Here is a 26483-nt window from a genome sequence, read left to right as displayed (position 1 = left end):
CGGAAGCGTGGTCACTGCTGGCGGAACGTGGCGTCCTGGTTGGCGGTCGTCGTACCGACGCTCTGTACGTACAGCAGGAAGCCGAAGTGCCGGACGTACTGTCCCGGAAGCCGGTAGGCCTCGTAGGAGACACCACCGGCCGCATCCGCGAGGCCGGGCCGCTGGTAGAAGGTCGCTCCGTCGGCGAAGGTCGTGGTGCCGTCGTTCTTCTCCACCCAGACCTCGCCGTTCCTGGCGCGCAGGTAGTAGCCCGGGAAGTTGGCGGACTCCAGCGAGACCGTTCCGCTGCCGGTGAGCCCACTCACGGTGCGGAATTGCGAGTCAGCGAGATTGCTGACGTTCGCCTCGAGCTTTCCGCGGAATTCCCAGTGCCGGATGTAATGGTTCGGGAAATTGAAGGAGGACAGACGCTTGGGGGTGACACCATCGGCGACCGGAATCCCGAAATTGGGTGTGCCGTCGGCGTTCCAGTAGACCTTCTGGACACGCGTCCTGCGGTTGGGGTCGTTGAGCGGATCGCCGGCGATGTCTTTGTAGTTGCGGTCGTGATAGACGAGTACGTCGCTCCTGTTGTCCTCCGAGGTCGTGAAGGAGTTGTGACCCGGGCCGTACTGGCCGGTGGCCGCGTTGGTGGCGAAGACGGGAGTGGCGCTCTTCGACCAAGCCGCGGGATCGAGCAGATTTCCGGTGGCCGAGGCGGTGAGCATGCCGAGGCAGTAGTTGCTGTCGGTCGCAGACGCGGAGTACGTCATGAAGACCTTGCCGCCGTGCTGGATCAACGCCGGACCCTCGTTGACTCGATAGCCGGCGGTCTCCCAGCCGTACGTGGGCACGCTCAGCCGTACAGGCGTGCCGCTGATGGTCCACGGGTTGACCATCTTGGCGATGTAGAGGTTGGAGTTGCTGTTGATGCCCGGGTCCTGCTGCGCCCAGCTGAGGTACCGGGAACCGTTCACCACGAAGGTGGTCGCATCCAGCGCGAAGCTGTCCATCGGCGTTTTGATCTGACCCTTTTCGGTCCATCCACCGGTCAGCGGGTTCGCGGCAGAGCTCTCGAGGACGTGCATCCTGATCTTCCACACGTCGTCGGCGCGTCCTGCAGCGAAGTAGACATACCACTTGCCGTCGATGAAGTGGATTTCCGGCGCCCAGATGTGTGCGCCCATCTCTCCGGTCGCGTGCTTCGTCCAGATCACCGTTTCGGAGGCGGTGGAGAGTGCCTGGATGGTTGTGGCCCGGCGCAGGACGATGCGGTCGTACTCGGGGACGGTTGCGGTGAAGTAGTAGAACCCGTCCGTGTGTTTGAAGATATGCGGGTCGGCCCGCTGATTCACCAAGGGTTGGAATACGGGACGGCCGGCGAGTCCGGCGCGGCGGCCTGGGCGGGAGAGGGCAGCAGCAGGGTTGCCACCATGACAACCCCGACCGCGAGAGCGCTGAAGAGCTTACGGAACCCCACTCTGTCCTCCTCATGTGGCGACAGTGAGGCCGACGGCCATCACTGGTAAACGTGCGTTGGGCCGGGCTGAGCCGAGATGGGCCGGGCTGGGACGGGCTGGGCTGAGCTGGATGAACTTTCAGGCCTACGCATGTCGCTGCACCCCGACGCCCCTTCGTCCTCGCGCACCAGCTGGGCATGCGTGGACGAAGGCCGACCCACGCCCGCCGGCCGGGGCCGCGGGCGATCATGCGGTGGCGTACGACATGGGCCCTGCCGTGCCGTGGGCTGAGACAACGAGCAGCGCCTGCCGTTCGACCCAGGAGGTCCATCGGTTGCGAGATTGTTAACGCTAACAGCCCGGGCGTCAAGAGCTCTGTCAAAGTTCGACTCCACCCCTACGCCCGACCGGCTCTGCGGGCCTGGTGGAGCTCCAGCGTCACGCCGACCCCCGAGGCGGATGACCTCAGGGCCGCCCGTCGCGTCCACCGCGTATCAACTCATCGCATCTAGGGATGAATCAACCAGCGTGGTCCCGGTCTCCGCTCACGGAGCCCGGCATCCCACCGCCCTCCGACGCCTTACGCCTCCACCCTGGATACCGGCCGCCTGGAAGCATGATGAGCCCCTCAAGGCCCGACGGGTCAAGAATGGATAACGCGTCACCGAGGCCTTGAAGTCTCGATGTGTGAACGCTAACAATGATGCGCGCTCAGCCTCTGGCCACCTCCCGCCTCGCCTCCCTGGCGGCCACGGAGCCCTCCCACGGCGCACCCTCAGGGACCCATCCACCCCGGTGCACTGCCTTCACCGTGCTCCGGGGCCCACCCGCAGATGCGAGAGGACCCAACGACCATGAAGCGCAGAGCTCTTCTCGCCGCCGCCGTTCTGGCAGGCTCGATGCTCACCGCCTGCTCCACCGAGCAGTCGTCCGGGGAGGACTCGGACGGCGAACTGGTGCTCGGATTCGCCCAGGTCGGCTCGGAAAGCGGCTGGCGCACGGCGAACACCAAGTCCGTTCAGGAGGCGGCGAAGAAGGCCGGCATCACCCTCAAGTTCTCCGATGCGCAGCAGAAGCAGGAGAACCAGATCGAGGCGATCCGCGGATTCATCCAGCAGAAGGTCGACGTCATCGCCTTCTCCCCGGTCGTGGAGTCAGGCTGGGGTGCGGTACTGAACGAGGCGAAGGACGCCAAGATTCCGGTCATTCTCACGGACCGTGCGGTCGACTCCGAGGATGTCCCTCTCTACACGTCCTTTCTCGGCTCGGACTTCGTCGAGGAGGGCGAGGAGGCGGGAGTCTGGCTCGTCAAGGAGTACGAGGACCGTAGTGGCCCGGTCGACATCGTCGAACTCCAGGGCACCACCGGATCCGCTCCCGCGAACGACCGCGAAGCGGGTTTCGCCGAGGCCATCAAGCTGGACGCCAAGTTCAGGATCGTGGCTTCGCAGTCGGGTGACTTCACCCGCGCCAAGGGCAAGGAGGTCATGCAGGCCATTCTGAATTCGCACAGGAACCCCGATGTCCTGTACTCCCACAATGACGACATGGCTCTGGGTGCGATCGAGGCCATCGAGGAAGCCGGAATGGAACCGGGGACCGACATCAAGATCATCTCGGTCGACGGCACGAAGGATGCCTTCATGGCCATGAAGGCCAAGAAGATCAATGTCATCGTGGAGTGCAATCCGCTGCTCGGCGACCAACTGATGCGCCTGGTCCGGCAGGTAGCAGCCGGGAGCAGGGTTCCCCGGCGCGTCGAGACGGTTGAGGACGTCTACACCCAGGAGGAGGCCGAGGTGGCTCTGCCGAGCCGCGAGTACTGACGGGCCGCCGACCACCGCGTCGCCGTCGGCGATCGGTACTCCATTGTCACACCAGCAGGTGCTGCTGACGGATCACTCCCGGGAACGCTCCCCCGAAAGAAAGTCCCCTGCGTGATCATGGAGTCGTCCCAGCCGGTCATCCGGCTCCACCGCCGCAGTCCCGGAGGGTGATGCCGCACTGCGGGCGAGAGGACGCAGACCGCACCCGAAGGGCCGGCCGAGGCCCGGCCCCGGCGCACCGGGTCACTCCCGTCGCCCCGTACGTGTCGGCGGACGAAGCGGGCTCGGGCATGGGCCCCTCGTGGGGCCGCCGAAGGCCGACCGGTCTCGAAGGCCTGCGTCCGGGCGGCAGAGCGGGCACCTACCGCCGCCTCCGTGTCCGCGTCCACCCGAAGTCATGACGTCGCAGCCGGGCACGCCCGGCGGCCCGCTCGGACGGAACCCTTCCCTGGCGAGCTCCGTGGGCGACGCCGTAGGAGCGCCCCCCGAGCCGCACACACCTGCTGTTGCCCGGCACGCCGCAGTCAACGGGCAGGCGTATGAGCGGAGTTGCCGTAATAGGCGTCCGGTCCGTGCTTCCGCGTGAAGTGCCTGTCCAGGAGATGCTGCGGTGGGGCCGACACGGCCTCGAGTGCCGGCTGGAGCGCCAGCGTGTGCAGGGCCATCTCGGCTACGGCCTCACAGATGATGGCGTTCTCGAGCGAAGCCGTGGCGGTGGCCCCCCACGTGAAGGGACCGTGACGCGAAACGAGTGCCCCGGGGACGTCCTCGGCACGTCGGGGGTCGCCTTCGAGCAGGGCGACGATCACCTGGCCGGTGTTGTACTCGTAGTCCTTCATGCACTGTTCGGCGGTGAGATCCGCTGTCACGGGGATGGCCCCGTTGAACGTGTCCGCATGTGTCGTACCCAGGACGGGTACGGGGCGCCGGGCCTGCGCGAAGGCGACCGCGTGGGTCGAATGCGTGTGAGTGACTCCCCCCACCGAGGGAAAGGCCCGGTAGAGGCAGCGGTGGGTCTCGGTGTCGGTGGACGGCTTGAGGCTCCCTTCCACGACACTGCCGTCCTCCAGCGCCACCACCACGAGATCTTCCTCGGTGAGATCGGTGTAGGAGACGCCGGACGGCTTGATGACGAACACACCCGCGTCACGGTCCACTCCACTCACATTCCCCCAGGTGAGCGTCGCAAGCCCGGCCTCCGGGATCCGCAGGTTGGCCGCCAGTACCTCGCGGCGGAGCTTCTTGATGGTGGTCTCGCTCACTACGTGTTCACCGGGCCTTCTGGGGTCGGCAGCAGTTCTCCGGAAGCGGAGCCGGCGGAGGCTGCGGCACGTCGAGTGTGTCGGGCATGGGTGCGCGTCGGCCGCGAGGGCAGCGGCTCTATGCCAATCAGATTGTGAGCGCTAACATCACAACACTCAAGACCTCTGGTGCACCAACTTCCCTGTCGCCCCGTACCAGGCATGGGGCAGAATGTGCGCGCGCACAAGAAGGACGGGTCATCACGCAAGTCGGCACCCACGCCCCGGCGTGGCCCCGGGCGGTACCTTGGACATGCCGCTCGCTCGAGGAAGGAAGAGGATTGACCCAGCTCCCAGATGTGGCGAGAGCCCCCACGATGGCAGACGTCGCTCGCGCGGCGGACGTGTCCCATCAGACGGTTTCCCGCGTCCTCAGTGGTCATCCGAACGTGAGCGCCAAGACCCGCGCCGCGGTGACACAGGTGATCGAGCAGCTGGGTTACCGCCGCAACTCGGCGGCTCGCGCCCTGGCAACCCGGCGCACTCACACTCTCGGTGTCATCGCGGTGAACACCACCCTGCACGGGCCCGCAAGCACCCTGTCGGGCGTCCAGGAGGCGGCTCGGGAGCGCGGTTACCTCGCTTCGGCCGTGACCCTGCGCATGGCCAATCAGGCCGCGCTCACGGAGGCCATGCAGCACCTCACGACCTGGGGAGTGGAGGGTGTCATCGCCATCACCCCCCAGCGTGACGCCGTGAAGGCCTTGGCGGCGCTCGACACCCCATGCCCTGTCGTCACCGTGGAAGGCGGCCACACCCTCGATCTGCCCGGGGTGTCCCTGGACCAGCACCTGGGCGCCCGGATGATCACTGAGCATCTCCTCGCCACCGGGCACTCCACCGTGTGGCACGTCGCAGGCCCTCAGGACTGGCTGGAGAGCGAAGCGCGGACCGCGGGATGGGAGAGCGCCCTGCGCGACGCCGGCGCCACGGTACCGCCGCCACTCCGGGGCGACTGGAGTCCCATGTCGGGGTACCGGGCAGGCCAGCAGCTCGCCGGCCACGTCCTGGCCTCACCCGGACGCGGGGACGGTCTGACCGCCGTGTTCGTCGCGAACGACCAGATGGCACTCGGGGTACTGCGCGCATTTCGGGAAGCCGGCGTGCAGACACCCACGGACGTCGCGGTCGCCGGCTTCGACGACATCCCCGAGGCGGAGTTCTTCCCGCCCCCGCTCACGACGATCCGTCAGGACTTCACCTCACTGGGCCGAAGCAGCATCGCACTGCTCCTGGACCACATCGAGGGCCGGACCAGCGAGTCGACCCACCTCACCGTCGCGCCGGAGCTCATCGTGCGTGCGAGCACCGCGCGCCGGAACATTCCGCACGCGGAATGACGACCCCCTGCCGCCGATCCCCGTGCTCCGACAGCGCGGTCGGACTCCTCGGCAGCGAGAGGCGTTCGCGGTACGTCACGCCCCGGGCCTGAGCAGTACCTTGCCGACACCGGGGTCGACCGATTCGGAGAGCTGTATGGCTTGCTGATAGGCGTCCAGGCCGAAGGTGTGCGTGATCAGAGGGCGGGTGGAGAGCCGTCCCGAGGTGAAGGCCCGCACGGCGCGGACCCACGCCGCCGATGTCGCTCCGAGGACACACTGCACATTCAGTTGCCGCTTCATGAGTTCGGCGGGATCGAGGAGGTCCGGGCCCAGACCCGTACTCGTACCGATCAGGCGACCACCCTTCCGGAGTGTTCCGACCGCCTGCTGCGAGGTGGTGTGCGCGTCGACGGTGTGTACGGCGACGTCGAACTCCCGGGGCAGAGACTCACCGAGAGCGATGTAGGCATGCGCGCCGAGAGCCAGGGCCAGGTCCTCGCGGCCCGCACCCGAACCCACCACGGTCACCCGCTTCGCACCGGTCGCCACCAGGAATTGGACGACGAGGAGCCCGAACACCCCGTCGCCGAGCACGGCGATGCTCTCCAGGGGGAGGGGCCGCGCCTTGAGCACGGCGGCCACCGCGCAGGCAGCCGGCTCGAGCAGGGCGGCCGCGGCAAGATCCGCGTCGTCCGGAAGCACATGCAGGTGCCGTGCGGGAATCACGAGCGTTTCGGCCATGCCGCCGGGCTGGGTGAACCCCGTCTCCTCGTACCCCGACTCGCACAGCGTGCTCTCACCCAGGTGACACCGCTCGCAGATCTGGCATCCCCGGGCACTCTCGCCGACAACCTTCCGGCCCAGGAGCCCTTCCGGCACCCCGCTGCCCACGCGCTCCACGGTTCCGGACCACTCATGGCCGGGCGTGAGCGGATACCGCACATAGCCGTCGGGTCTCGCACCGCGGAGTATGTCCGTGTCGCTTCGACAGAGCCCGTTGCTGTGTACGCGGACCAGCGCTTCGGCCGGGCCGGGCGACACGACTGGTTGCGATATCACCTGGTGCGCTCCCGGCCCGGTGACCAGGATCGCGGCACTCATCATTCACCGTCCATGGGCTGGTGGTGCCGCAGAGCCTCTTCTGGTCGGCGCGGTCGGCTGCCGTGCCGGAGTCCTTGTCTTGCGACGATCATCACCATGGCCCGATCTGTTCGGTATATCGAATGACGTTCGAGATGTTGGCGGTACGTTAGAGGCGGCGTCGAAACGAAGTCAATGGGCGTGCGTACGCCATCGAGGGGCCCTTCGAAGCCGAGCCTGACGGCTCGGACAGACTTCGGACGGATGGCCGCCCGCACGACCGGACAACCTCGCAGATGCGGACGGCCGGAGCGCACCGCTGCCGAAATCCGGGAGGGGTGCCGTCGGGGCGATCGTCCTCGACCGCTCTCCCGGAGGACGTGCCGACGACCCGACCCTCATCCGGGGCCGGGTACCAGCGGGTTCTCCGGTCAGTCCGTCGTGAAGCTCAGTACCGTGGTGGACCGGTACACCTCACCGGGCCGCAGCAGGGTGGTCGGATCACTTGCCCGATTGGGCGAATCCGGGAAGTGCTGGGTTTCCAGGGCTATCCCCGCATAGGCGCGGTACGGCCTGCCGCCCTTTCCGATGACGTCTCCGGAGAAGCCGTTTCCGGTGTACACCTGCATGCCTGGCTCTGTGGTGCGGACTTCGAGGCGCCGTCCGGACACCGGAGCGTGGAGAACGGCCGCCCTGCGCAACTGGGAGCGCCGCGCCGGGTAGAGGACCCAGTTGTGGTCGAACCCGCCTCCTGCGGTGATGAGCTGGGCGTCGGTGTGGGTGAGGACGTCGGACAGCCGCCGGGGACGGCGCAGGTCGAACGGTGTGTCGCTGACCGGCCGATGAGGACCTTCGGGGATGAGTTCGGCATCGACCGGGGTGAACAGCGGTGCGTCGATCTGGAGATGGTGCGCCAGGATGTTGCCGCGGTCCTCTCCCTCGAGGTTCCAGAAGGCGTGGTTGGAGAGGTTGACGACGGTCGGGGCTTCGGCCTCTGCCCGGTAGGACAGGGTCAGGTTGTCCTCCCGGTCCAGCGTGTAGCTCACGCGGATGCTCACGGCGCCCGGGAACCCCTGGTCCCCGTCCGGGCTGTGCAGGAAGAGCCTGACGCCGGTGCGGTTGGCGGAGTGAAAGGGTTCGCAGCGCCAGGACCGCTGATCGAACCCGTCGGGGCCGCCGTGCAGGCTGTGACCGGTGTCCTGCGTGTCGAGGCGATGGGTGACCCCGTCGACGGTGAGCCGGCCGTGGGCGATGCGGTTCGCGTAGCGGCCCACCGTCGCACCGAAGTAGCGGGCCTCGCCCTGGAGCGCCCCTGCTTCCCGGGGGGAGAGGACGACATCCGCGAGGCGGCCCCACCTGTCGGGTACGACAAGGGAGTGCAGGCGGGCGCCGCGTGTGTGGACTTCCGCGCGTGCCCGGCCGGGGAATCCGAAGACCCACCGGTCGCCCGTCCCGACGTCCGCCGACGGGAAGGGTCTACGGACCCGCCCGGAGGGCTCGCCCGTCTTCGGCCGGGGCAGTCCGCCCACTGATTCCTGTGGATGTCCCATGGTCTGTGTTCCCTTGGACGTGTGGCGTACCCGGTAGCGGTACCGGGCAGGGGGCGGGCGGCCGCTGCCCGGGCTGCACGGGCGGGCCGACCGGTGGGAGGAGAGACGTGCGAGGCGTCAGTCGGCGGCGGGGCGACGACCACTCATCAGGCGCTGCAGCACGATGAAGACGAGCAGCAGGGCCCCGATGACGATGCGGGTCCACCAGGAGCTGAGCGTGCCCTGGAAGTTGATGACCGTCTGGATCATGCCCAGGACGAGAACGCCCATGGCCGTGCCCAGGACGAACCCCGAACCTCCCGTCAGGAGGGTGCCGCCGATGACGGTGGCGGCTATGGCGTCGAGCTCCAGGCCCATGGCGTGCAGGGCGTAGCCGGAGAGCATGTAGAAGGTCAGCAGCACGCCACCGAGTGCGGAGCACAGACCGCTGATCGCGTAGACCGCGACCTTCGTCGTGCCGACCGGCAGACCCATCAGGCGGGCTGAGTTCTCGTTGCCGCCCAGAGCGTGGACGTTGCGGCCGAACCGGGAGTGGTGGAGGGTCACGAAGGCGGCCACCACCACCGCCAGCGCGATGACCACGGATATGGAGACGAAGAGTCCCCCGGGTGCGTAGAGACGCGTCTGCGCGATCTGCACCGTGGTGGGGTCGCTGATCGAGATGGACTCGGTGCTGATGGTGTAGCACAGGCCCCTGGCCAGGAACATGCCGGCGAGGGTGACGATGAACGGCTGGATCTCGAAGGTGTGGATGATCCAGCCCATCAGGGATCCCCCTGCCCCTCCCACCAGCAGCACCAGAGGGATGACGGAGACCAGCGGCCATTGGTGCTGTTCGACCAGCCAGGCGGTGAGCATCGTCGACAGGGCGACGACCGAACCGACGGAGAGGTCGATGCCACCGGTGAGGATGACGAAGGTGACGCCGACGGCGACGACCAGGAGGAAGCCGTTGTCGATCAGGAGGTTGAGCAGGACCTGTGCCGAGAAGAACCCGTCGTAGCGCACCGAGCCCACGGCGAACATCGCCACCAGCAGGACGGCGGTGACCATCAGGGGGATACGGGCGCGACTGCGCGCCGAGGCGGTCGCACGGAAGGGCCGGGTGAGGGTCGCGGCGGCCCCCGCGATGCCGGTGCTCATGCACGTACCTCCTGCTGCCGCGGGGTCTCGCCCGCCGTGGTGTGTGATCCGGGGGGCGCCGTTCTTCTGCGGCGGCGCAGTGCCTTGGCCCGGAATACCGGGGACTGCACGAGGCAGACGACGATGACGACGACTGCCTTGAAGACGAGTGTGACCTCGGGCGGAACGCCCAGGGTGTACACGGTGGTCGAGAGCGTCTGGATGATCAACGCACCCAGGACGGTGCCGCCGATGGAGAAGCGCCCGCCGGTGAGCGCCGTGCCCCCCACGACGACGGCGAGGATCGCGTCGAGCTCGATCCACAGTCCGGCGTTGTTGCCGTCTGCGCTGGAGACGTTGGAGCTGATCATCAAGCCGGCGATGGCGGCGCACAGGGCGCTGAAGACGTAGACCACGGTGAGGACACCGGCTGCGCGGATGCCGACCAGGCGGCTCGCTGTGGGGTTGCCGCCCACCGACTCGATCAGCAGGCCCAGTGCGCTGCGCCGCGTGATGGCCGAGGTGAGCGCGACGACGGCCGCCGCAAGGAGCACGGCGAAGGGGAACATGAGCCAGTAGCCCCCGCCGATCATCTTGTAGGGGCTGCTGGTCACCGTGATGATCTGACCGTCGGTGATCAGCTGGGCGACGCCGCGGCCGGCCACCATCAGGATGAGGGTGGCCACGATGGGCTGTACTCCGAGCCGTGAGACGAGCAGCCCGTTCGCCAGGCCGAGTACCGACGCCACACACAGCGCGATGACGACTGCCGTGGCCATGGTGCCGACACTGCCGGGATGTTCGGAGGTTGCGATGTGCTGGCAGGCGAGCGCGCCGGCGATGGCGACGGTGGAACCGACGGAGAGGTCGATACCACGAGTGGCGATGACGAGCGTCATGCCGAGCGACACCAGGATGAGGGGAGCGCCGAACTGCACGATGTCGATGAGGCTGCCGTAGAGGTGGTCGTTGCGTACGCGCACGGCGAGGAAGTCGTGCGTGAAGGCGAGGTTGCCGAGCAACAGGGCGAGCAGGATGAGCGAGGGCCACAGGAGTCGGTGGCCGGCCAGCCGCTTCCGGAGGCCGTCGGCCGCTGTGGCCTTGGCAGGCTGCGGGGTCATGAATGCGCTCCGGTGGCGATGGTGGCCAGAATGCGTTCGGGTGTGACGCTGTCGTCGTTCGTGAGGGTGGCGACCATGCGGTGGTCCCGCAGCACGGCGATGCGGTGGCTGAGGCGCAGGACCTCCTCGATCTCCGCGGAGATGAACAGCACGGCGGTGCCATCGGCCGCGAGGCGGGCCACGAGCTTCTGGATCTCGGCCTTGGCCCCGATGTCGATGCCCCGGGTGGGTTCGTCGAGGATCAGCAGTCTGGGGTCCGTCAGCAGCCAGCGAGCCAGCAGGACCTTCTGCTGGTTGCCTCCGCTGAGATGGCGCACCTGGGCCTCGGGGGCGGCGGGACGGATGTCCAGGGCGTCGATCCAGTGCCGCGCCAGCTCGTCCTGCCTGGCCCGGGACAGGGGCTTGGTCCAGCCACGGGCGGCCTGCAATGCGAGCACGATGTTCTCGCGGACGGTCAGTTCACCCACGAGCCCCTCGGACTTGCGGTTCTCCGAGCAGAACGCGATCCGGTGGGCGATGGCGTTGCGCGGGGTGCGGAACGAGACCGTCTCGCCTTCCACACTCAGCTCGCCGGCGTCCGCGCTGTCCGCGCCGAACAGCAGGCGGGCGGCCTCCGTTCGGCCGGAGCCGAGGAGCCCGGCCAGGCCGATGACCTCTCCGGGACGGATGTCCAGGTCGTACGGTTCGATGAATCCGGTGCGCGTCAGCTGCCGCGCCCGGAGGAACGGCTCGCCGCCGGCACGTTCGGAGGCTTCTCGGTGGGCTTCGTCCGAGAGCTGGTCGAGTGTGGCCAACGCCCCGCCGATCATGCGCTGCACCAAGGAGACAGGGGTGAGTTCCTCGATGGGGTACTCACCCTCCAGGCGGCCGTTGCGCAGGATCGTGACGCGGTCGCAGATGTCGAAGACCTGATCGAGGAAGTGGGTGACGAACAGAATGGCCACACCGCGGTCCCGCAGGCGGCGTACCAGCGTGAACAGCTGCGCGACTTCCTCCCGGTCGAGGCTGGAGGTGGGTTCGTCCAGCACGAGAACCTTGGCCGAGACGTCCACGGCCCGGACGATGGCGACCAGTTGCTGTACGGCAAGGGAGTGCGTGCTCAGCGGACTGGTGACTTCCAGGTCGAGGTCCAGTTCCGTCAGGAGTTCCCTCGCCCGCTGCCGCAGCGCCGACCAGTGGATGAGACCGAACCTGCGGGGTTCCCGGCCGATGAGGATGTTCTCCGCGACGGAGATGTTCGAGCAGAGGTTGACTTCCTGGTAGACCGTGCTGATGCCCGCACGCTGGGCCTGGAGGGGGTCGCCGAACTCCTGCGGCCGTCCGCCGACGAGAATGGTGCCTTCGTCGGCCGGGTGCACGCCGGTGAGAACCTTGATCAGAGTGGACTTCCCCGCGCCGTTCTCACCCATCAGGGCGTGAACCTCTCCGGGGTAGAGCCGCAGGGCTACCCCGTCCAGGGCGAGCACACCCGGGAATTGCTTGCGGATTCCGTGGGCTTCCAGAACCGGCCGTCGCTGGTCGGCCGTCTCTGCCTGGGGGGTGGTTGGGGCTGCCATCCGCCCTCCTCTCATGAGGTGTGGCCGAAGGAGGCGCACCGCGTCGGGGCCTCCTCCGTGCCGGTCGGACGTGCGTCAGTACTTACGGGTCGGCAGTGCGGCCTCGGCCTCGGCCTGGGGGAAGACTCCCTCCTCGGTCTCCACGCGGGCCGGCACGTCCTCCCCCGCTGCGACCTTCTTGGTCAGCTCCATCAGCTGGTCACCGAGCAACGGGTTGCACTCGACGACGACGTTGATCTTGCCTGCGGCCATCGCGACGAAGGCGTCCTTGATCCCGTCCACCGAGATGATCTTGATGTCGGTGCCCGGCTTCTTGCCCGCTTCCTCGATCGCCTGGATCGCGCCGAGTGCCATGTCGTCGTTGTGGGCGTAGAGGACGTCGATGTCCTTCTGGGACTTCAGGAAGGCCTGCATGACCTCCTTGCCCTTGGCGCGGGTGAACTCGCCGGTCTGCGAGGCGGTGATCTTGAACTTGTCGTCGCCCTTGATGACGTCGGCGAAGCCGGCCTTGCGGTCGTTGGCCGGCGCCGAGCCGGTGGTGCCCTGGAGTTCGACGATGTTGACCGGCGCGTCCTTGCCCTCGTACTCCGCCGTCAGCCACTCACCGGCGGACTTGCCCTCCTTGACGAAGTCCGAGCCCAGGAAGGACTTGTAGAGCGAGGAGTCCTTGCTGTCCACCGCACGGTCGGTGAGGATCACCGGGATGCCGGCGTCCTTGGCCTCCTTCAGGACGGTGTCCCAGCCGGACTCCACCACCGGCGAGAAGGCGATGACGTCGACCTTCTGCTGGATGAAGGTGCGGATCGCCTTGATCTGGTTCTCCTGCTTCTGCTGCGCGTCGGAGAACTTGAGGGTGATGCCGGCCTTCTTCGCCGCCTCCTGGACGGACTTGGTGTTGGCGGTACGCCACCCGCTCTCGGCGCCGACCTGGGCGAAGCCGAGCACGATCTTGCCGTCGGAGCCGCCCCCGCCGGCGCCCGCGGATCCGGATGCGGGGTTCTCCGTGGAGCAGGCGGTCAGCGCCGAGGACGCGATGAGGGCGATGCTGACGGCAAAGGCAGCTCTGCGAGCCATGATGGGTGTCCTTTCGGGATACACGAAATTCACGTCGGCGCGACCACGAGGCGGTCTCCGCAGGCGAGTTGAGCCCTGTTCGAGCAGTGGAGCCGGCAGCAGGAACGAGTACCGACAGGCCCGCCTCGAAGGGTGGGTGCCGCAGCATTGTGAGCGCTAACAGCTCAACATCTCAATCCCTTGACGCGCGTTACTTTTCCGTTATCTTGCTCCATGCCTCGGGTCGACCGACCTCCTCTCCGTCGGCAACTGCACCGCCACAAGGCTCGCCGTGACGCACACAGGACATGGAACTGCCGAGCAGATCAGCACCATTTACCCATAACCGGACAACATTTGCCCCACGTCTCGACCGGCGGCACGCACGGTCACCTCCCGCGCGAGAGGCGCCGGCAGCGCGCGACTCTTGATTTCACGATTGTTAGCGCTCACACTTCGAGTGTCGAGCAAGCCCGCTCCCTGGGCCCACACGAGTCGCCGCCCTCCTGCCGGCCGCTTGCTGTTGAACAACTTCCTCGAAAGGCACCCCTGGTGACGTCACCCCATCCCCCCGCGTCCCCCGTACCCCCGCGTTCCGAGGGCTCCGAGAGCTCCGAGAGCTCCGAGAGCTCCGAGCAGTACACCGTGGGAGTCGACTTCGGCACTCTGTCGGGCCGCGCCGTGGTGGTGCGCGTGCGGGACGGAGCGGAGCTGGCCACCGCGGTACACGACTATCCGCACGGGGTGATCGACCGGAATCTGCCCGGCACCGGCGCATCACTGCCGCCCGACTGGGCCCTGCAGCACCCCCAGGACTGGGTCGACGTCCTGCGCCACGCCGTGCCGGCGGCTGTCGCGGCGGCAGGCGTCGATCCCGTCTCGGTCATCGGCATCGCCACCGACTTCACCGCCTGCACCGTGCTTCCCACGCTTGCGGACGGGACCCCGTTGGCCGAGACGGGGCTCGCCGACCGCCCTCACGCCTGGCCGAAGCTGTGGAAGCACCACGCCGCACAGGGACAGGCCGACCGCATCAACGATCTCGCTCACGCACGGGGCGAGCAGTGGATCTCGCGGTACGGCGGCAAGATCTCGGCCGAATGGCAGTTCGCCAAGGCCCTGCAGGTCCTGGAGGAGGACCCGCAGGTGTACGACTCGTGTGCCCGCTGGATCGAGGCGGCGGACTGGATCGTGTGGCAGCTCACCGGTGCGGAGTCGCGGAACGCCTGCACCGCCGGGTACAAGGGCATCTACCAGGACGGCTCCTACCCCGGCGAGCAGTACCTGGCCGGCCTGGACCCACGCTTCTCGGACTTCGCCCGGACCCGGCTCGAGTTCCCTCTGTCCGCACTCGGCTCCCGTGTGGGATCACTGTCCGCCAGGGCTGCCGACTGGACCGGTCTTCCCGCCGGTATCGCCGTCGCGGCCGGCAACGTCGACGCCCATGTGACCGCGGCGGCCGCCCAAGCCGTGGAGGACGGCCGTCTGCTGGCCATCATGGGCACCTCCACCTGCCATGTCGTCAATGCTCCCGTGCTGGCCGACGTCCCCGGGATCTGCGGTGTCGTCGCCGGAGGCATCGTGGAGGGCACCTACGGCTACGAGGCGGGGCAGAGCGCGGTCGGCGACATCTTCGCCTGGGCCCTTCGCCAGGGCGTCCCGGCGGAGTACCTCGAAGAGGCGGCGTCCCTGGGCGAGGATCTGCACACCCTGCTGACCCGCAAAGCGGCTCGGCAGCCGGTCGGGGGCCATGGGCTGGTGGCCCTGGACTGGATGAACGGCAACCGTTCGGTGCTCGTCGACCACCACCTCTCCGGTGTCATCGTGGGACTCACCCTGGCCACCCGGCCCGAAGACGTCTACCGCGCGCTCCTGGAAGCCACCGCCTTCGGCACCCGCGTCATCGTGGAGACGCTGGAGAGCGGCGGCGTCCCGGTCAACGAGTTCATCGTGGCCGGCGGACTGGCCAAGAACCAACTGCTCATGCAGATCTACTCCGACGTACTGCGCCGTCCTGTCTCCCTCGCGGCCTCCCAGCAGGGACCGGCACTCGGCTCGGCCATCCACGCCGCCGTCGCCGCGGGAGCGCACCCTGACGTGCGTACCGCGACAGCCGCCATGGGCAGCCTGAAGCGCGACGCCTTCACGCCCGACTCCGCGCGCGCCGACGCCTACGACGCGCTGTTCGCCGAATACCGGCTGCTGCACGACCACTTCGGCACCGGCGACCTCCTGCACCGCCTGAGGAACGTACGGAACAACGCGATCGCCTCCCTCTGACAACGGCCACGACGCCCGCAACGCTCTGCGCGCGGCCCCACCACGTACACGACTACCTCCAGGAGCTCCCGTGTCCAGCCCCGCATCATCCATCCACGAGATCTGGTTCCTCACCGGCAGCCAGGGCCTCTACGGCGAGGAGACCCTGCACCAGGTGGCCGAGCAGTCCGGGCAGATCGCCGCTGCTCTCGCCGACGCGAGCGACCTCCCGGCGCGCATCGTGTGGAAGCCCGTGCTGACGGAGGCCTCCTCGATCCGGCGCATGTGTCTCGAGGCGAACAGTGACGATCGCTGCGTGGGCCTCATCGCCTGGATGCACACCTTCTCCCCCGCGAAGATGTGGATCTCCGGCCTGGACGCCCTGCGCAAGCCCCTGCTCCACCTCCACACCCAGTCGAACGTCGCCCTGCCCTGGGCCACCATCGACATGGACTTCATGAATCTCAACCAAGCCGCCCACGGCGACCGCGAGTTCGGGCACATCCAGTCCCGCCTCGGGGTGGCCCGCAAGACCGTGGCCGGCCATGTCACCGATCCCCTGACGGTCGCCCGGGTCACGACCTGGGCCCGTGCCGCAGCCGCCCGCTCCGAACTCGCCACGCTCAAGGTCGCCCGCTTCGGCGACAACATGCGCGACGTGGCCGTCACCGAGGGCGACAAGGTCGAGGCGCAGCTCCGCTTCGGGGTGTCCGTCAACACCTATGGCGTCAACGACCTCGTCGACGTGGTCGACAGCGCGGACGAATCAGTGGTCAGCGCCCTGGTCAAGGAGTACGACGACACCTATCACCTCGCACCGGAGCTGCGCACCGGGGGCGAACGGCACGAGTCGCTCCGCTACGCGGCCCGTATCGAGGTGGGTCTGAACACCTTCCTCGACGAGGGCGGGTTCGAGGCCTTCACCACCAACTTCGAGGACCTCGGCGGCTTGCGCCAGCTCCCGGGTCTTGCCGTGCAACGCCTCATGTCCCGGGGCTACGGCTTCGGAGGCGAGGGCGACTGGAAGACCGCCGTGCTGCTGCGCGCCCTCAAGGTCGCCGCCGCGGGCCTCCCCGGCGGAACGTCCTTCATGGAGGACTACACGTACGACCTCACGCCCGGCAACGAAGTCATCCTGGGCGCGCACATGCTCGAGGTCTGCCCGACGATCGCGACCGGCACTCCCAGCTGTGAGATCCATCCGCTGGGCATCGGCGGCCGCGAGGACCCCGTACGTCTGGTGTTCGACGCCGCCCCGGGCCCCGGCGTCGTTGTAGGTCTGGCCGACCTCGGGGACCGCTTCCGCCTGGTCGCCAACGACATCGACGTCGTGTCCCCGGCCGAGCCCCTGCCCGCCCTTCCTGTGGCCCGCGCCGTCTGGCAGCCCCGCCCCGACCTGCGTACCTCCACCGAGTCGTGGCTCACGGCCGGCGGCCCGCACCACACCGTGCTGAGCACCGCGCTCACCACGGAGCACCTGGACGATCTGGCCGAGATGCTCCGCATGGAACTCGCTGTCATCGACGGGGCGACGAACGTGCGGCAGTTCACGCGCGAACTGCGCTGGAACCAGGCATATCACCGCCTTGCTCTGGGGTTGTGACGCCGCCGGAGCCGCCCCGTCGCGCAGGGGAACGACCTGATCGGGGCGTGCGACGAGAACGGTGCGGTCAGTAGGGGGCCGGGGCGGGTGCGGGACCCGCCCCGGCCCTCATCTGCGCAGAGGCTGTGGTCGTGGCGCGACCGGCGGCGGGCGAGTCACTTCTCGATCCACCCTGCCGATGCGGTCCTGTCCCGCGGCAGCGTGGCTGCGGGGGCCCAACGGGGAGAACACGCAGCCGATCCGGCCTGAGAGACCTTCGAAGGAGCCTCATGTACGGAAATACGGAAACGCCAGTTCCTGCCTTGGGCTATTTCTTTCCTCTGCGTGGAAAGGTGAAGAGAGGCACGCGAGGTTCGGAATATCGAACACATGCCAGATGTCGCCGGAACCATAAGTGCCGGGCAATGCGGAGTCAACTCCCAGGACGCCTTTCGGTGACGTGAGGGCGGAGCAGATGAGACGGCAACGGCAGGCGCAAGAAATTACGTCACAGGCGTTGACGTCGCAGCGGCGGGCCCCTAATTTCTGACCGCCCAACCGAACTGGGTTCGAGATGCCGAACACGCGACCAATATGTCACTTCGCACTCCGCACCTGCACTCCCTCAGCTCGCCCCAGACCCCTGCCTCCAGCGAGAAACCGGAGTTCCGATGAGCATTCCCACCCGCCCCCGAGCCCTTTCGCGCCGTTCATTTCTCGGCGCCGCCGCAGCCACTTCTGTGGCTCTGGCCGCCGATGTGTCCCTAGGGGCCCGGACAGCTCACGCCGCCGATTCTGCATACGTCATGGGCTATTTCACCGAATCACCACTGAACAACGGAAACGACTACGGCCTCCACCTGGCTGTCAGCACCGACTCCCTGAATTGGATGCCGCTGAACCAGAACGCACCGGTGGTCACCCCCACCGCGGGCGCCGGCGGCTTGCGCGACCCGTTCATCCTGCGTAAGCAGGACGGCGCCTTCGTGGTTCTCGCCACCGATCTGAAAGGCACCGACTGGGGCTACAACAGCCAGTACATCCATGTCTGGGACTCCGCCGACCTGCGCACCTTCACCAACTACCGGCGCCCGAAGCTGCACGGCATGGCCACCCACAGCTGGGCCCCGGAAGCCTTCTGGGACGCCTCCCGGGGCCAGTACGCCCTCATCTACTCGTCGGTGAACTCGACCGGGCACAGCGTCATCATGGTCAACTACACGACGGATTTCCTGACGGTCTCCGCACCGCAGGTCTTCTTCGACCCGGGATACGACGTCATCGACGGGGACATGGCGGTGGGGGTGAACGGCGTCAACTACCTGTTCTTCAAGAACAGCGCCACCGGCGGTCTGACCGGGGCTCGGTCCACGTCGCTGAACCCGGGAAGCTTCGTTCCCTTCGGCACCTCGCTCGCCCACGGTGGCACCGAGGCGCCCACCCTGGTGAAGTCCCTGACCTCGAACACCTGGTACCTGTGGGGCGACACGTACACGCCGAACGGCGTCCTCTACGCCTGGCAGACGAACGATCTCGCCGCCGGCAGCTGGACCCCCGTCGACCAGCGGCTCTACACCCACCCCCTCAACGCCAAACACTGCACCATCGCCGCCATCACCGCCGGCCAGCACAGCAATCTCGTGACGCGGTGGGGAGCACCCGCCTGGAACCGGCTCAAGTCCTACAACTTCCCGGACCGGTACGTACGCCACGCCAACCTGATCGCGCGGTTGGACACCTACCCGTTCGACCCGTACCCCGACTCGCAGTGGAAGCTGGTACCCGGCCTCGCCGACGCTTCCGGAGTGTCCTTCCAGTCGGTCAACTACCCGACCCGCTACCTGCGTCACTTCAACTACGCGCTGCGCCTCGACGAGAGTGACGGCACGGCCGGATTCGCAGCGGACGCGACCTTCCACCGGGTCGCCGGCCTCGCCGATGCCTCCTGGGCGTCCTTCCGTTCACACAACAACCCGACCCGCTACGTCCGGCACTCCGACTACACCCTGCGGATAGACCCTGTCGTGACCGCCACCGACAGGGCGGACGCCACCTTCTCGGTCGGCTACTGACGAGAGCGATCGGCCCGCGTCGCAACCGCTGGGTGCATCCGGCCGAGCCGGCACCCAGCGGGCCCCAGTCGACATCAACGCCTGGGACTTCGCCGGGTCGACGTCACGGTGGACCCCGTACGGCCACCTCGCCCAGGACGGCCGGGAGCACTGCCGTCAGGTCGTCGAGGCGGCCGTGGGGTTCCCCGCTCAGGCCAGGCCCAGCGACCTCAGAACCCGCTGCTGACCCGGTGTCGGGTCCGTCGGCCAGTAGACGTAGCAGACCCCGCCCGTACCGCTCCTGACCGCGCCGTTCGCGTCGTAGCGCTTCGTCCTCAGCCAGATGTTCTCCCACTCTCGCCGAAGGTAGACGCGCCGCACGGCCCCGTTGTCCGGCGAGGCGGGGTCATTGGCGATCACATCGCCGTCGGCCGTGAAGCCGATGACGGTCATCAGATGGCCGGAGGTGCCGTAGCCCGCCCCGGTCAGCTCCGTCTCGAGGAACGACTGGGACGTTATGACCGGCACGCCCGCACCGACCAGCTTCTCCAGATCGCCCAGCGACCCGAGCCGGGTGACGACCGCGTTCATGTCCTTGTACGTGGCCGCGTATGCGGCGTTGAAGGGCCAGTTGCCACAGCCCTCGTACTGGTAGTCGAAGGTGTAGCGGGCCGCGTGGCAGACCTGGGGGTCGGCGAGCCCCGGCTTGACCCAGGACAGCTCGTCCGCGGTGGGCTTGCGCCCCCAGTACTCGATGATCATCTGCGAGGAGGTCGGGCTGCACCAGGCCTCGCCACCGTTGTCGTACTCGGGGTACTGCCCCACGTGGACGTTCTGCGAGTAGCGGGGCACCGGCAGTTCGCGGACGAGCCCCGGCGCGGCGGCCGGGACGGTGAAGCGGTCCGGGACGTCCGAGGCCATCGCGCCGACGCGGTGGACCGTGGGGGTGAGACGGCTGCCCGGGGTCCGGTGGAGGGTGAGCCGCAGCCGGTACGAGACCAGCCGCAGCCCGCTCGCGGCGTCGTCCACCGAGAAGGTGTCGGTCCAGACCGTGCTCCTGTCGTCGGTCTGGTCGTCGACGGAGGTCCGGCGGATGTCCGCGTCGCCGGAGGCCCAGCGGCCCATCACGTACCAGGGGGTGTCGGTCCCGTCGGAGTACCGGCCGCGCAGCTCGATCTGGATCCATGTACCGGCCGGGGTGCGGGCGTTCCACGAGGCGATCACCTCGGTGGCCGGCACCGTGGAGCGGTGGACGGGTGAGGTCCAGGTCGCGTACTCCCAGGTGGTGGTCCTCCCCGTGTGCGGGTCGGCGTAGTCGGTGGTCCCGGCGGGGGTCGAGATCACGAGACCCGGCCTGCGGCCGGCGACGGCGCGTGTGCCCTCGGAGGTACCGAAGCGCCAGTCGGTGTAGGTGTTCCAGAAACGGTTGTCGACGAGCGAGGCGACCGCCGGGGTGGGAGAGGTGCGGGCGGGAGCGGCTGCGGCGGAGCCTGCGGCGGACACCGCGCCTGCGCCGGCCGCGAGCGCGGCGGTCAGCACGGTTCTGCGTGAAGTCGGTCTGGTCATGGGCGAGACCCCCTGTCGTGAGCGGATATGGGGCTGCGGATGCCGAGCGGTGCGCCAACTATTGCGGGTCCGGACCGGATCCGGCCAGCGATTCGCGCCGCGTCGCGTGATCAATATTGGTCTGGTCCACTGGCGTGACCTGCGAGGGCTCCGGCCGGGGTGCGGGACAGCCCTTAGGCTGGAGACATGAACGACCTGGCGGACCACGCCCGCCGCCTGCGCTCCCTGGCCCCGTCCTGCGGGCCGGTGCGGCTGATCGCGGTCGACGGACACGCGGGCTCGGGCAAGACGACCTTCGCGGGCCGGCTGGCCGCAGCCCTGGACGACGCCCCCGTGCTGCATCTGGACGACCTCGCCACCCATGGCGAGCTCTTCGCCTGGACCGGCCGGCTGCGGGCGCAGGTCCTCGGCCCGCTCTCGCGCGGAGAGACGGCGCACTACGCCCCGTACGACTGGACAGGCCGGTGCTTCGGGCCGCAGCGGGCACTGCCGCCCGCCCCGGTGATGCTGATCGAGGGGGTGGGCGCGGGCCGGAGCGCGGTGCGCCCCTTCCTGGCGGAGCTGCTGTGGCTCGAAGGGGACAGCGGCAGGTCCTGGGAGCGGGGCCGCCGTCGCGACGGCCCCGCGCTCTCGGAATTCTGGGACGGATGGACCGTCGCGGAACTCGAGCACTTCGCCCACGACCCCTCGTACCCCTTCGCGGATGCGGTGATACGGCAGTTGCCCGAGGGGTACGCGTGGCTGGAAGCGCCTCACGCGACAGCGGGAACGCGTCACATCATCACGCACAGTGAAGGTTGAGGGTCGCCATACCGAGCAGTCGGAATTCGCTCCCGGCGTGCCCCAACTCGGCTTGACCGAGGGGCCGTACAGGTCTTACGTTCTCGATGTGCGGCTTTTCGGAGCCCTCACAGACGCGGAGCCCCCGGTTGTTCCCCCGTGATCGGGGGCTTCGTTCTGCCCTCGGGCAGCCGTTTCCGGCCGCCCGGTGACGCGTTCCGCTCACACTGGGTCACGACTCCGATGCGCCGGTTACGCCCTTCGCTGCTCACTCCCTGTACAGGTACGATGCATCTCGGTGCGGTCAATTCCCGTCCCCGACGCAGTGATTCGGCACGCTCCGATGGGCATGCTGTGCGGGCGGGACATTCTGGGGGCACGGTTTGTGGGGGACCTGATGGACATCGGCACGCAGGGCTCACAAGCCCCCGCCGACCTTGCGTGGCTGCGCGGCGTGGACGCCTACACGATGGGTGCGTACCCGCAGGCCGAAGAGGAATTCCGAAGTGCGGTGCGCTTCGACCCCGGCATGGCGGACGGCTGGCTCGGCCTGCACGCCCTGCGGATCGACACCACCACCGCGCTCTTACGCATGTACCGCCATCGAGACCGGTTCGGCGAGCAACGGGCGCGCCATCGACGCACCCTCAACTCCTGGTACTGGCTGGGCTGGTGGGTGCAACCGGTGCTCGAGAGCCCGCGCGACCTGCTTCTCGCGCACGCCTCGCACTGGCTGGACGGCCGTCACGTACCCGAGCTGGACCGGGCGTTGGCGGGCCTTCCCCCGATCGACACGGATCCGCATGTGCGGTTCCTCCACGCCTGCCGCGCCTACCTGGTCAAGGACTGGGAGCAGCTCGTACGCACCACGGAGCAGCTGGTCGACGATCCACTGCTCGGCATCGAGGCCGGGCTCTTCGGCGGGATGGCACGGGTGCGCCTGGAGATGTACGGGCATGCGGAGCCACTGCTGTCCGCCGCCCTGATGCGCTGCCGCAGCGAGCAACCGCAGCGCAAGGAGCTGCGCTACTGGCTGGCGCGGGCCCATGAGGGCACCGGGCGTAGCGCGGCGGCGCTTCCGCTGTACCGGGCGGTGCATCGCGTGGACCCCGCCTTCATGGACACCTCCGCCCGGCTCGCGGCGATCTCCGAGGGGGACGGATACGACGAGGCGGCCGATCTGGCCGCGGTGTCGATGACCGGCTTCGGCCCGGACGGCACGGGCACGGAGGCCCAGGCCGACGGGGACTCGCTGCTGGACACCGGTCTGGTGGACGGGCGCGAACCCTGGCTCGGCGGGGACCCGCAGGACCTGCCCGGAGCCGGTTCGGCTCCGCGTGCCGACGGGGTGAGGGAGAAGTCCGCGGGACAGCCCGCGCCCGCCGCCTTCCCCTCGGGGCCGAGCGATCCGGCGCTGCTCGCCGAGGCCCTGGCGGAGCTGGAGCGCATGGTGGGACTCGAACCCGTGAAGCGCCAGGTCAAGGCTCTGTCCGCGCAGCTCAACATGGCGCGGCTCCGCGCCGAGCAGGGTCTTCCGGTGCAGCCGCCCAAGCGTCACTTCGTCTTCTCCGGGCCGTCCGGGACGGGCAAGACCACGGTCGCGCGCATTCTCGGCCGGGTGTTCTACGCGCTCGGCCTCCTGGGCGGTGACCACTTGGTGGAGGCCCAGCGGTCCGATCTCGTCGGTGAGTTCCTCGGCCAGACGGCGGTGAAGGCCAATGAGCTGATCGACTCGGCGCTCGGCGGGGTGCTCTTCGTGGACGAGGCGTACAGCCTCTCCAACTCCGGTTACAGCAAGGGCGACGCGTACGGCGACGAGGCCCTGCAGGTCCTGCTCAAGCGGGCCGAGGACAACAGGGACCATCTCGTGGTCATCCTCGCGGGCTATCCGGAGGGCATGGACCGGCTGCTCTCCACCAATCCGGGTCTCTCCTCACGCTTCACGACCCGGGTGGACTTCCCCAGCTACCGCCCTCTGGAACTCACCGCGATCGGCGGGGTGCTGGCCGCCGAGAACGGCGACGTCTGGGACGAGGAGTCGCTGGACGAGCTGCGCAGCATCAGCGGGCACGTGGTCGACCAGGGCTGGATCGACGAGCTGGGTAACGGCCGCTTCCTCCGCACCCTGTACGAGAAGAGCTGCGCCTATCGCGATCTGCGGCTCTCCGGCTACGCGGTCGCGCCGACCCGGGACGATCTGGCCACGCTCCGGCTGCCGGACCTGATGCAGGCGTACGGCGAAGTGCTCTCCGGGCGGGGTCCGGTGGACCGCGGGAAGCCGGAGCCAGGGGCGCTGTGAGCAGCAGGGCGCCGGGTCCCCCGGCGCCGGGGGGCGGGTGCCCTCCCGGCGCCGAGCCGGTTCCGTGCGGTGGTGAATGACCCGTCAGCCCAGTGGGGCCATGGCCTTGCGCTCCGTCGGCACCTTCACCGTGCGGCGGGGCACCGAGACGCGGTGCGCCGGGTCCCGGACCTCACCGACGAGCTTTTCCAGGACGTCCTCCATGGCGACCAGGCCGAGCACCTTGCCCGTGGCGTCGGCGACCTGGGCCAGATGCGTCGCGGCGCGGCGCATCACGGTCAGGGCGTCGTCCAGCGGGAGTTCCGCCCGCACGGTCGCCATCGGGCGCCAGATCTGCTGCGGGACGGCACGCTCGCCGTCCTCCAGCTCGAGGACGTCCTTGACGTGCAGATATCCCATGAAGGGGCCGCCGCCCTCCGCACGGACAGGAAAGCGCGAGAAGCCGGTCCGTACGGTCAGCTCCTCGACCTGGCGCGGGGTGACGGACGGATCCACCGTCACCAGGGACGCCCGGTCGAGCAGCACGTCGGTGACGGGCCGGCTGCCCAGCTCCAGTGCGTCCCCGAGCCGTTCCTGCGCCTCGGGTTCGAGCAGTCCGGCCTGTCCGGAGTCCTCCACCAGCCGGTTGAGCTGTTCGCTGGTGAAGACGGACTCGACCTCGTCCTTCGGCTCGACCTTGAAGAGCCGGAGCACGAGCCGGGCACACGCTCCGAGCGCCGAGGTGACCGGCCGGCAGAGCCGGGCGAAGCCGACCAGTCCGGGGCTGAGCCACATCGCGGTCTTCTCGGGAGCGGCCATCGCCAGGTTCTTCGGGACCATTTCGCCGATGACGAGATGGAGGAAGATCACGGAGACGAGGGCCAGGGCGTAGCCGAGGGGGTGGATGAGTCCCTCGGGCATGTGCGCCGCGTGGAAGACCGGCTCCAGGAGATGGGCGACGGTCGGCTCGGCGACGGCGCCGAGGGTGAGCGAGCAGACCGTGATGCCGAACTGTGCGGCGGCCATCATCTGCGGCAGGTTCTCCAGGCCGTACAGCACCTTCCCCGCCCTGCTCGACCCGTTGGCGGCCAGGGGTTCGATCTGACTGCGACGCACGGACACCAGAGCGAATTCGGCGCCGACGAAGAAGCCGTTCGCCAGCACCAGGAGCCCCGCGAAAAGCAACTGGACGAGACTCATCGCACAGCCTCCGCCAGTGCACGGACGGGCTCGTGCGCCACCGGTTCCGCCGCGCCCGTCAGCCGCACGAAGCGCACCTGCTCGGCGCGGTAGTGGCCGACCTGGCGGACGGAGATCCGCCAGCCGGGCAGCTCGGCCCGGTCACCGGGAGCGGGGATGCGTCCCAGCAAATCGGCGACCAGTCCTGCCACGGTCTCGTACGGCCCTTCGGGCACGTCGAGGCCTATCCGCAGCAATGTCAGTACCCGGCAGCTTCCCTCCACGTCCCAGCCGGGGCGTCCGTCGTCGGTGACGACGGACGTCAGCTCGGGGCGGTCGGCGCCTTCCGCGTCATGCTCGTCCCTCACCTCGCCGACGAGTTCCTCGATGATGTCCTCGAGGGTGACGACACCGGCGGTGCCCCCGTACTCGTCGACCACGACGGCGATCGGCTGCTCGTTGCGCAGCTGCCGGAGCAGCTGCTCGACGGGAAGCGTCTCCGGTACCAGGAGCGGCGGTACGGCGATCCGGCCCGCCGGGGTCCGGAGCCGGTCCTGGGCGGGGACGGCGAGGGCGTCCTTGAGATGCACCATCCCCACGACCTCGTCGATGCGGTCCCGGTAGACGGGAAAGCGGGAGAGCCCGGTGGCCCGGGTGAGGTTGAGGACGTCCGCGGCGGTCGCCGACGACTGCAGGGCGCTGACCTTCACCCGCGGGGTCATCACGTGCTGCGCGGTGAGACCGGCGAGCGACAGGGTCCGTACGAAGAGATCGGCGGTGTCCTGCTCCAGGATGCCGGCCTCTGCCGAGTGGCGGGCGAGCGAGACCAGTTCGCCGGGGGTCCGCGCGGAGGCCAGTTCATCGGTGGGCTCGACGCCCAGCAGCCGTACCAGCCGGTTGGCCACGGTGTTCAGCACGGTGATCACCGGCCTCAGGAGGGTGGCGAACCGGTGCTGGGGACCGGCGACGAACCGGGCGACCTGGAGCGGCCGGGAGACCGCCCAGTTCTTCGGTACGAGCTCGCCGATGACCATCTGGACGGCGGAGGCGAGCAGCATGCCGATCACGACGCTCACACCGGGGACGGCGCCTGCGGGCAGTCCGGTGGCGGTGAGCGGTCCGGCGAGCAGCTGGGCGAGCGCGGGTTCGGCCAGCATGCCGACGACCAGCGAGGTGATGGTGATGCCGAGCTGGGTGCCGGAGAGCTGGAAGGAGAGTTCACGCAGGGCCGCGACGACGGTGCGGGCCCGGCGGTCGCCTTCGGCGGCGGCGCGTTCGGCGTCCGGCCGGTCCACCGTGACGAGCCCGAATTCGGCTGCCACGAAGAATCCGTTGGCGAGGATGAGAAGGAATGCCGCGCTGAGAAGCAGCAGGGGGGTTGTCATGCCGCCGCCTCCGGGGAGAGGGCGGCGCAGGTA

The 26483-nt window shown here is 68.6% G+C and carries 17 protein-coding genes and 1 pseudogene; 7 read left to right on the top strand and 11 right to left on the bottom strand.

The features are described from left to right. Positions 1 to 11 precede the first annotated feature (11 nt). A pseudogene (locus tag OG844_RS39810) lies at positions 12 to 1414 on the bottom strand (family 43 glycosylhydrolase). Positions 1415 to 2293: 879 nt separating this feature from the next. Here OG844_RS39810 and OG844_RS39805 point away from each other — a divergent pair. Continuing rightward, positions 2294 to 3265, top strand: coding sequence for an ABC transporter substrate-binding protein (locus tag OG844_RS39805; RefSeq protein ID WP_406388559.1), 972 nt, complete (start codon positions 2294 to 2296; stop codon positions 3263 to 3265). A gap of 524 nt (positions 3266 to 3789) precedes the next feature. Here the strand turns inward: OG844_RS39805 and araD are convergent. Further along, positions 3790 to 4527: an L-ribulose-5-phosphate 4-epimerase AraD gene (gene araD, locus OG844_RS39800; RefSeq protein WP_406388561.1), complete on the bottom strand. Its 738-nt coding sequence runs from the start codon at positions 4525 to 4527 to the stop codon at positions 3790 to 3792. Positions 4528 to 4883: 356 nt separating this feature from the next. On the opposite strand from araD, the gene OG844_RS39795 reads away from it, so the two are divergent. Continuing rightward, entirely contained in the window at positions 4884 to 5906 is a 1023-nt protein-coding gene (locus OG844_RS39795; RefSeq protein ID WP_406388563.1) for a LacI family DNA-binding transcriptional regulator, read from the top strand. A 75-nt stretch (positions 5907 to 5981) separates the two neighbouring features. On the opposite strand, the gene OG844_RS39790 is transcribed toward OG844_RS39795, so the two are convergent. From OG844_RS39790 to OG844_RS39765, 6 genes are all read right to left on the bottom strand, one after another. Continuing rightward, positions 5982 to 6989 (bottom strand): zinc-binding dehydrogenase, encoded by a 1008-nt coding sequence (locus tag OG844_RS39790; RefSeq protein ID WP_406388565.1) that lies wholly within the window; start codon positions 6987 to 6989, stop codon positions 5982 to 5984. A gap of 410 nt (positions 6990 to 7399) precedes the next feature. Then, positions 7400 to 8518 carry an aldose epimerase family protein gene (locus tag OG844_RS39785; protein ID WP_406388566.1) on the bottom strand — a complete coding sequence of 373 codons (1119 nt, stop codon included), beginning with the start codon at positions 8516 to 8518 and terminating at the stop codon, positions 7400 to 7402. Between the two features lie 117 nt (positions 8519 to 8635). Then, positions 8636 to 9661, bottom strand: coding sequence for a galactofuranose ABC transporter, permease protein YjfF (gene yjfF / locus OG844_RS39780; RefSeq protein WP_406388567.1), 1026 nt, complete (start codon positions 9659 to 9661; stop codon positions 8636 to 8638). Next, a complete protein-coding gene (locus OG844_RS39775) occupies positions 9658 to 10761 on the bottom strand; it encodes an ABC transporter permease (RefSeq protein ID WP_406388568.1) in 1104 nt (367 codons plus the stop codon). Before OG844_RS39775 ends, yjfF begins: the two co-directional genes overlap by 4 nt. Then, the gene (locus tag OG844_RS39770) at positions 10758 to 12317 is read right to left on the bottom strand and encodes a sugar ABC transporter ATP-binding protein (RefSeq protein WP_406388570.1); all 1560 of its coding nucleotides are present in this window, start codon (positions 12315 to 12317) and stop codon (positions 10758 to 10760) included. The genes OG844_RS39775 and OG844_RS39770 overlap by 4 nt, the downstream gene beginning before the upstream one ends. Before the next feature lie 75 nt (positions 12318 to 12392). Continuing rightward, on the bottom strand, positions 12393 to 13391 hold the full coding sequence (locus tag OG844_RS39765; RefSeq protein WP_406388571.1) for an ABC transporter substrate-binding protein: 999 nt from the start codon (positions 13389 to 13391) through the stop codon (positions 12393 to 12395). A gap of 624 nt (positions 13392 to 14015) precedes the next feature. Here OG844_RS39765 and araB point away from each other — a divergent pair. From araB to OG844_RS39750, 3 genes are all read left to right on the top strand, one after another. Beyond that, positions 14016 to 15650: a ribulokinase gene (gene araB, locus OG844_RS39760; protein ID WP_406396014.1), complete on the top strand. Its 1635-nt coding sequence runs from the start codon at positions 14016 to 14018 to the stop codon at positions 15648 to 15650. A 70-nt stretch (positions 15651 to 15720) separates the two neighbouring features. Continuing rightward, a complete protein-coding gene (gene araA, locus OG844_RS39755; RefSeq protein WP_406388572.1) occupies positions 15721 to 17232 on the top strand; it encodes an L-arabinose isomerase in 1512 nt (503 codons plus the stop codon). Positions 17233 to 17882: 650 nt separating this feature from the next. Beyond that, a complete protein-coding gene (locus OG844_RS39750) occupies positions 17883 to 19283 on the top strand; it encodes a glycoside hydrolase family 43 protein (RefSeq protein ID WP_406388574.1) in 1401 nt (466 codons plus the stop codon). A gap of 189 nt (positions 19284 to 19472) precedes the next feature. Here OG844_RS39750 and OG844_RS39745 read toward each other — a convergent pair whose 3' ends face one another. Continuing rightward, complete coding sequence (locus tag OG844_RS39745) at positions 19473 to 20828, bottom strand: peptidase C39 family protein (RefSeq protein WP_406388576.1); 1356 nt, start codon at positions 20826 to 20828, stop codon at positions 19473 to 19475. A 186-nt stretch (positions 20829 to 21014) separates the two neighbouring features. Here OG844_RS39745 and OG844_RS39740 point away from each other — a divergent pair, with 186 nt between their 5' ends. Together OG844_RS39740 and OG844_RS39735 are read left to right on the top strand one after the other, a co-directional pair. Continuing rightward, positions 21015 to 21629, top strand: a complete 615-nt coding sequence (locus OG844_RS39740) for a uridine kinase (RefSeq protein WP_406388577.1) — start codon at positions 21015 to 21017, stop codon at positions 21627 to 21629. A 376-nt stretch (positions 21630 to 22005) separates the two neighbouring features. Continuing rightward, the gene (locus OG844_RS39735; RefSeq protein WP_406388578.1) at positions 22006 to 23907 is read left to right on the top strand and encodes an AAA family ATPase; all 1902 of its coding nucleotides are present in this window, start codon (positions 22006 to 22008) and stop codon (positions 23905 to 23907) included. A gap of 84 nt (positions 23908 to 23991) precedes the next feature. On the opposite strand, the gene OG844_RS39730 is transcribed toward OG844_RS39735, so the two are convergent. Continuing rightward, positions 23992 to 25086: a hemolysin family protein gene (locus OG844_RS39730; RefSeq protein WP_406388579.1), complete on the bottom strand. Its 1095-nt coding sequence runs from the start codon at positions 25084 to 25086 to the stop codon at positions 23992 to 23994. Next, entirely contained in the window at positions 25083 to 26450 is a 1368-nt protein-coding gene (locus OG844_RS39725; RefSeq protein WP_406388581.1) for a hemolysin family protein, read from the bottom strand. The genes OG844_RS39730 and OG844_RS39725 overlap by 4 nt, the downstream gene beginning before the upstream one ends. Positions 26451 to 26483 lie beyond the last annotated feature (33 nt).

It is taken from the genome of Streptomyces sp. NBC_00887 (assembly GCF_045207585.1).
Note: the sequence above shows the minus strand (reverse complement) of the source record. Positions and strands in the feature narration are given on the sequence as shown.

Bases quoted from the DNA above. Each gene is read 5' to 3' on its own strand.
- OG844_RS39805 (WP_406388559.1), top strand. From the start codon at position 2,294: ATGAAGCGCAGAGCTCTTCTCGCCGCCGCCGTTCTGGCAGGCTCGATG.
- OG844_RS39795 (WP_406388563.1), top strand. From the start codon at position 4,884: ATGGCAGACGTCGCTCGCGCGGCGGACGTGTCCCATCAGACGGTTTCC.
- OG844_RS39790 (WP_406388565.1), bottom strand. From the start codon at position 6,989: ATGAGTGCCGCGATCCTGGTCACCGGGCCGGGAGCGCACCAGGTGATA.
- OG844_RS39785 (WP_406388566.1), bottom strand. From the start codon at position 8,518: ATGGGACATCCACAGGAATCAGTGGGCGGACTGCCCCGGCCGAAGACG.
- yjfF (WP_406388567.1), bottom strand. From the start codon at position 9,661: ATGAGCACCGGCATCGCGGGGGCCGCCGCGACCCTCACCCGGCCCTTC.
- OG844_RS39775 (WP_406388568.1), bottom strand. From the start codon at position 10,761: ATGACCCCGCAGCCTGCCAAGGCCACAGCGGCCGACGGCCTCCGGAAG.
- OG844_RS39770 (WP_406388570.1), bottom strand. From the start codon at position 12,317: ATGGCAGCCCCAACCACCCCCCAGGCAGAGACGGCCGACCAGCGACGG.
- OG844_RS39765 (WP_406388571.1), bottom strand. From the start codon at position 13,391: ATGGCTCGCAGAGCTGCCTTTGCCGTCAGCATCGCCCTCATCGCGTCC.
- OG844_RS39750 (WP_406388574.1), top strand. From the start codon at position 17,883: ATGAGCATTCCCACCCGCCCCCGAGCCCTTTCGCGCCGTTCATTTCTC.
- OG844_RS39745 (WP_406388576.1), bottom strand. From the start codon at position 20,828: ATGACCAGACCGACTTCACGCAGAACCGTGCTGACCGCCGCGCTCGCG.
- OG844_RS39740 (WP_406388577.1), top strand. From the start codon at position 21,015: ATGAACGACCTGGCGGACCACGCCCGCCGCCTGCGCTCCCTGGCCCCG.
- OG844_RS39735 (WP_406388578.1), top strand. From the start codon at position 22,006: ATGGACATCGGCACGCAGGGCTCACAAGCCCCCGCCGACCTTGCGTGG.
- OG844_RS39730 (WP_406388579.1), bottom strand. From the start codon at position 25,086: ATGAGTCTCGTCCAGTTGCTTTTCGCGGGGCTCCTGGTGCTGGCGAAC.
- OG844_RS39725 (WP_406388581.1), bottom strand. From the start codon at position 26,450: ATGACAACCCCCCTGCTGCTTCTCAGCGCGGCATTCCTTCTCATCCTC.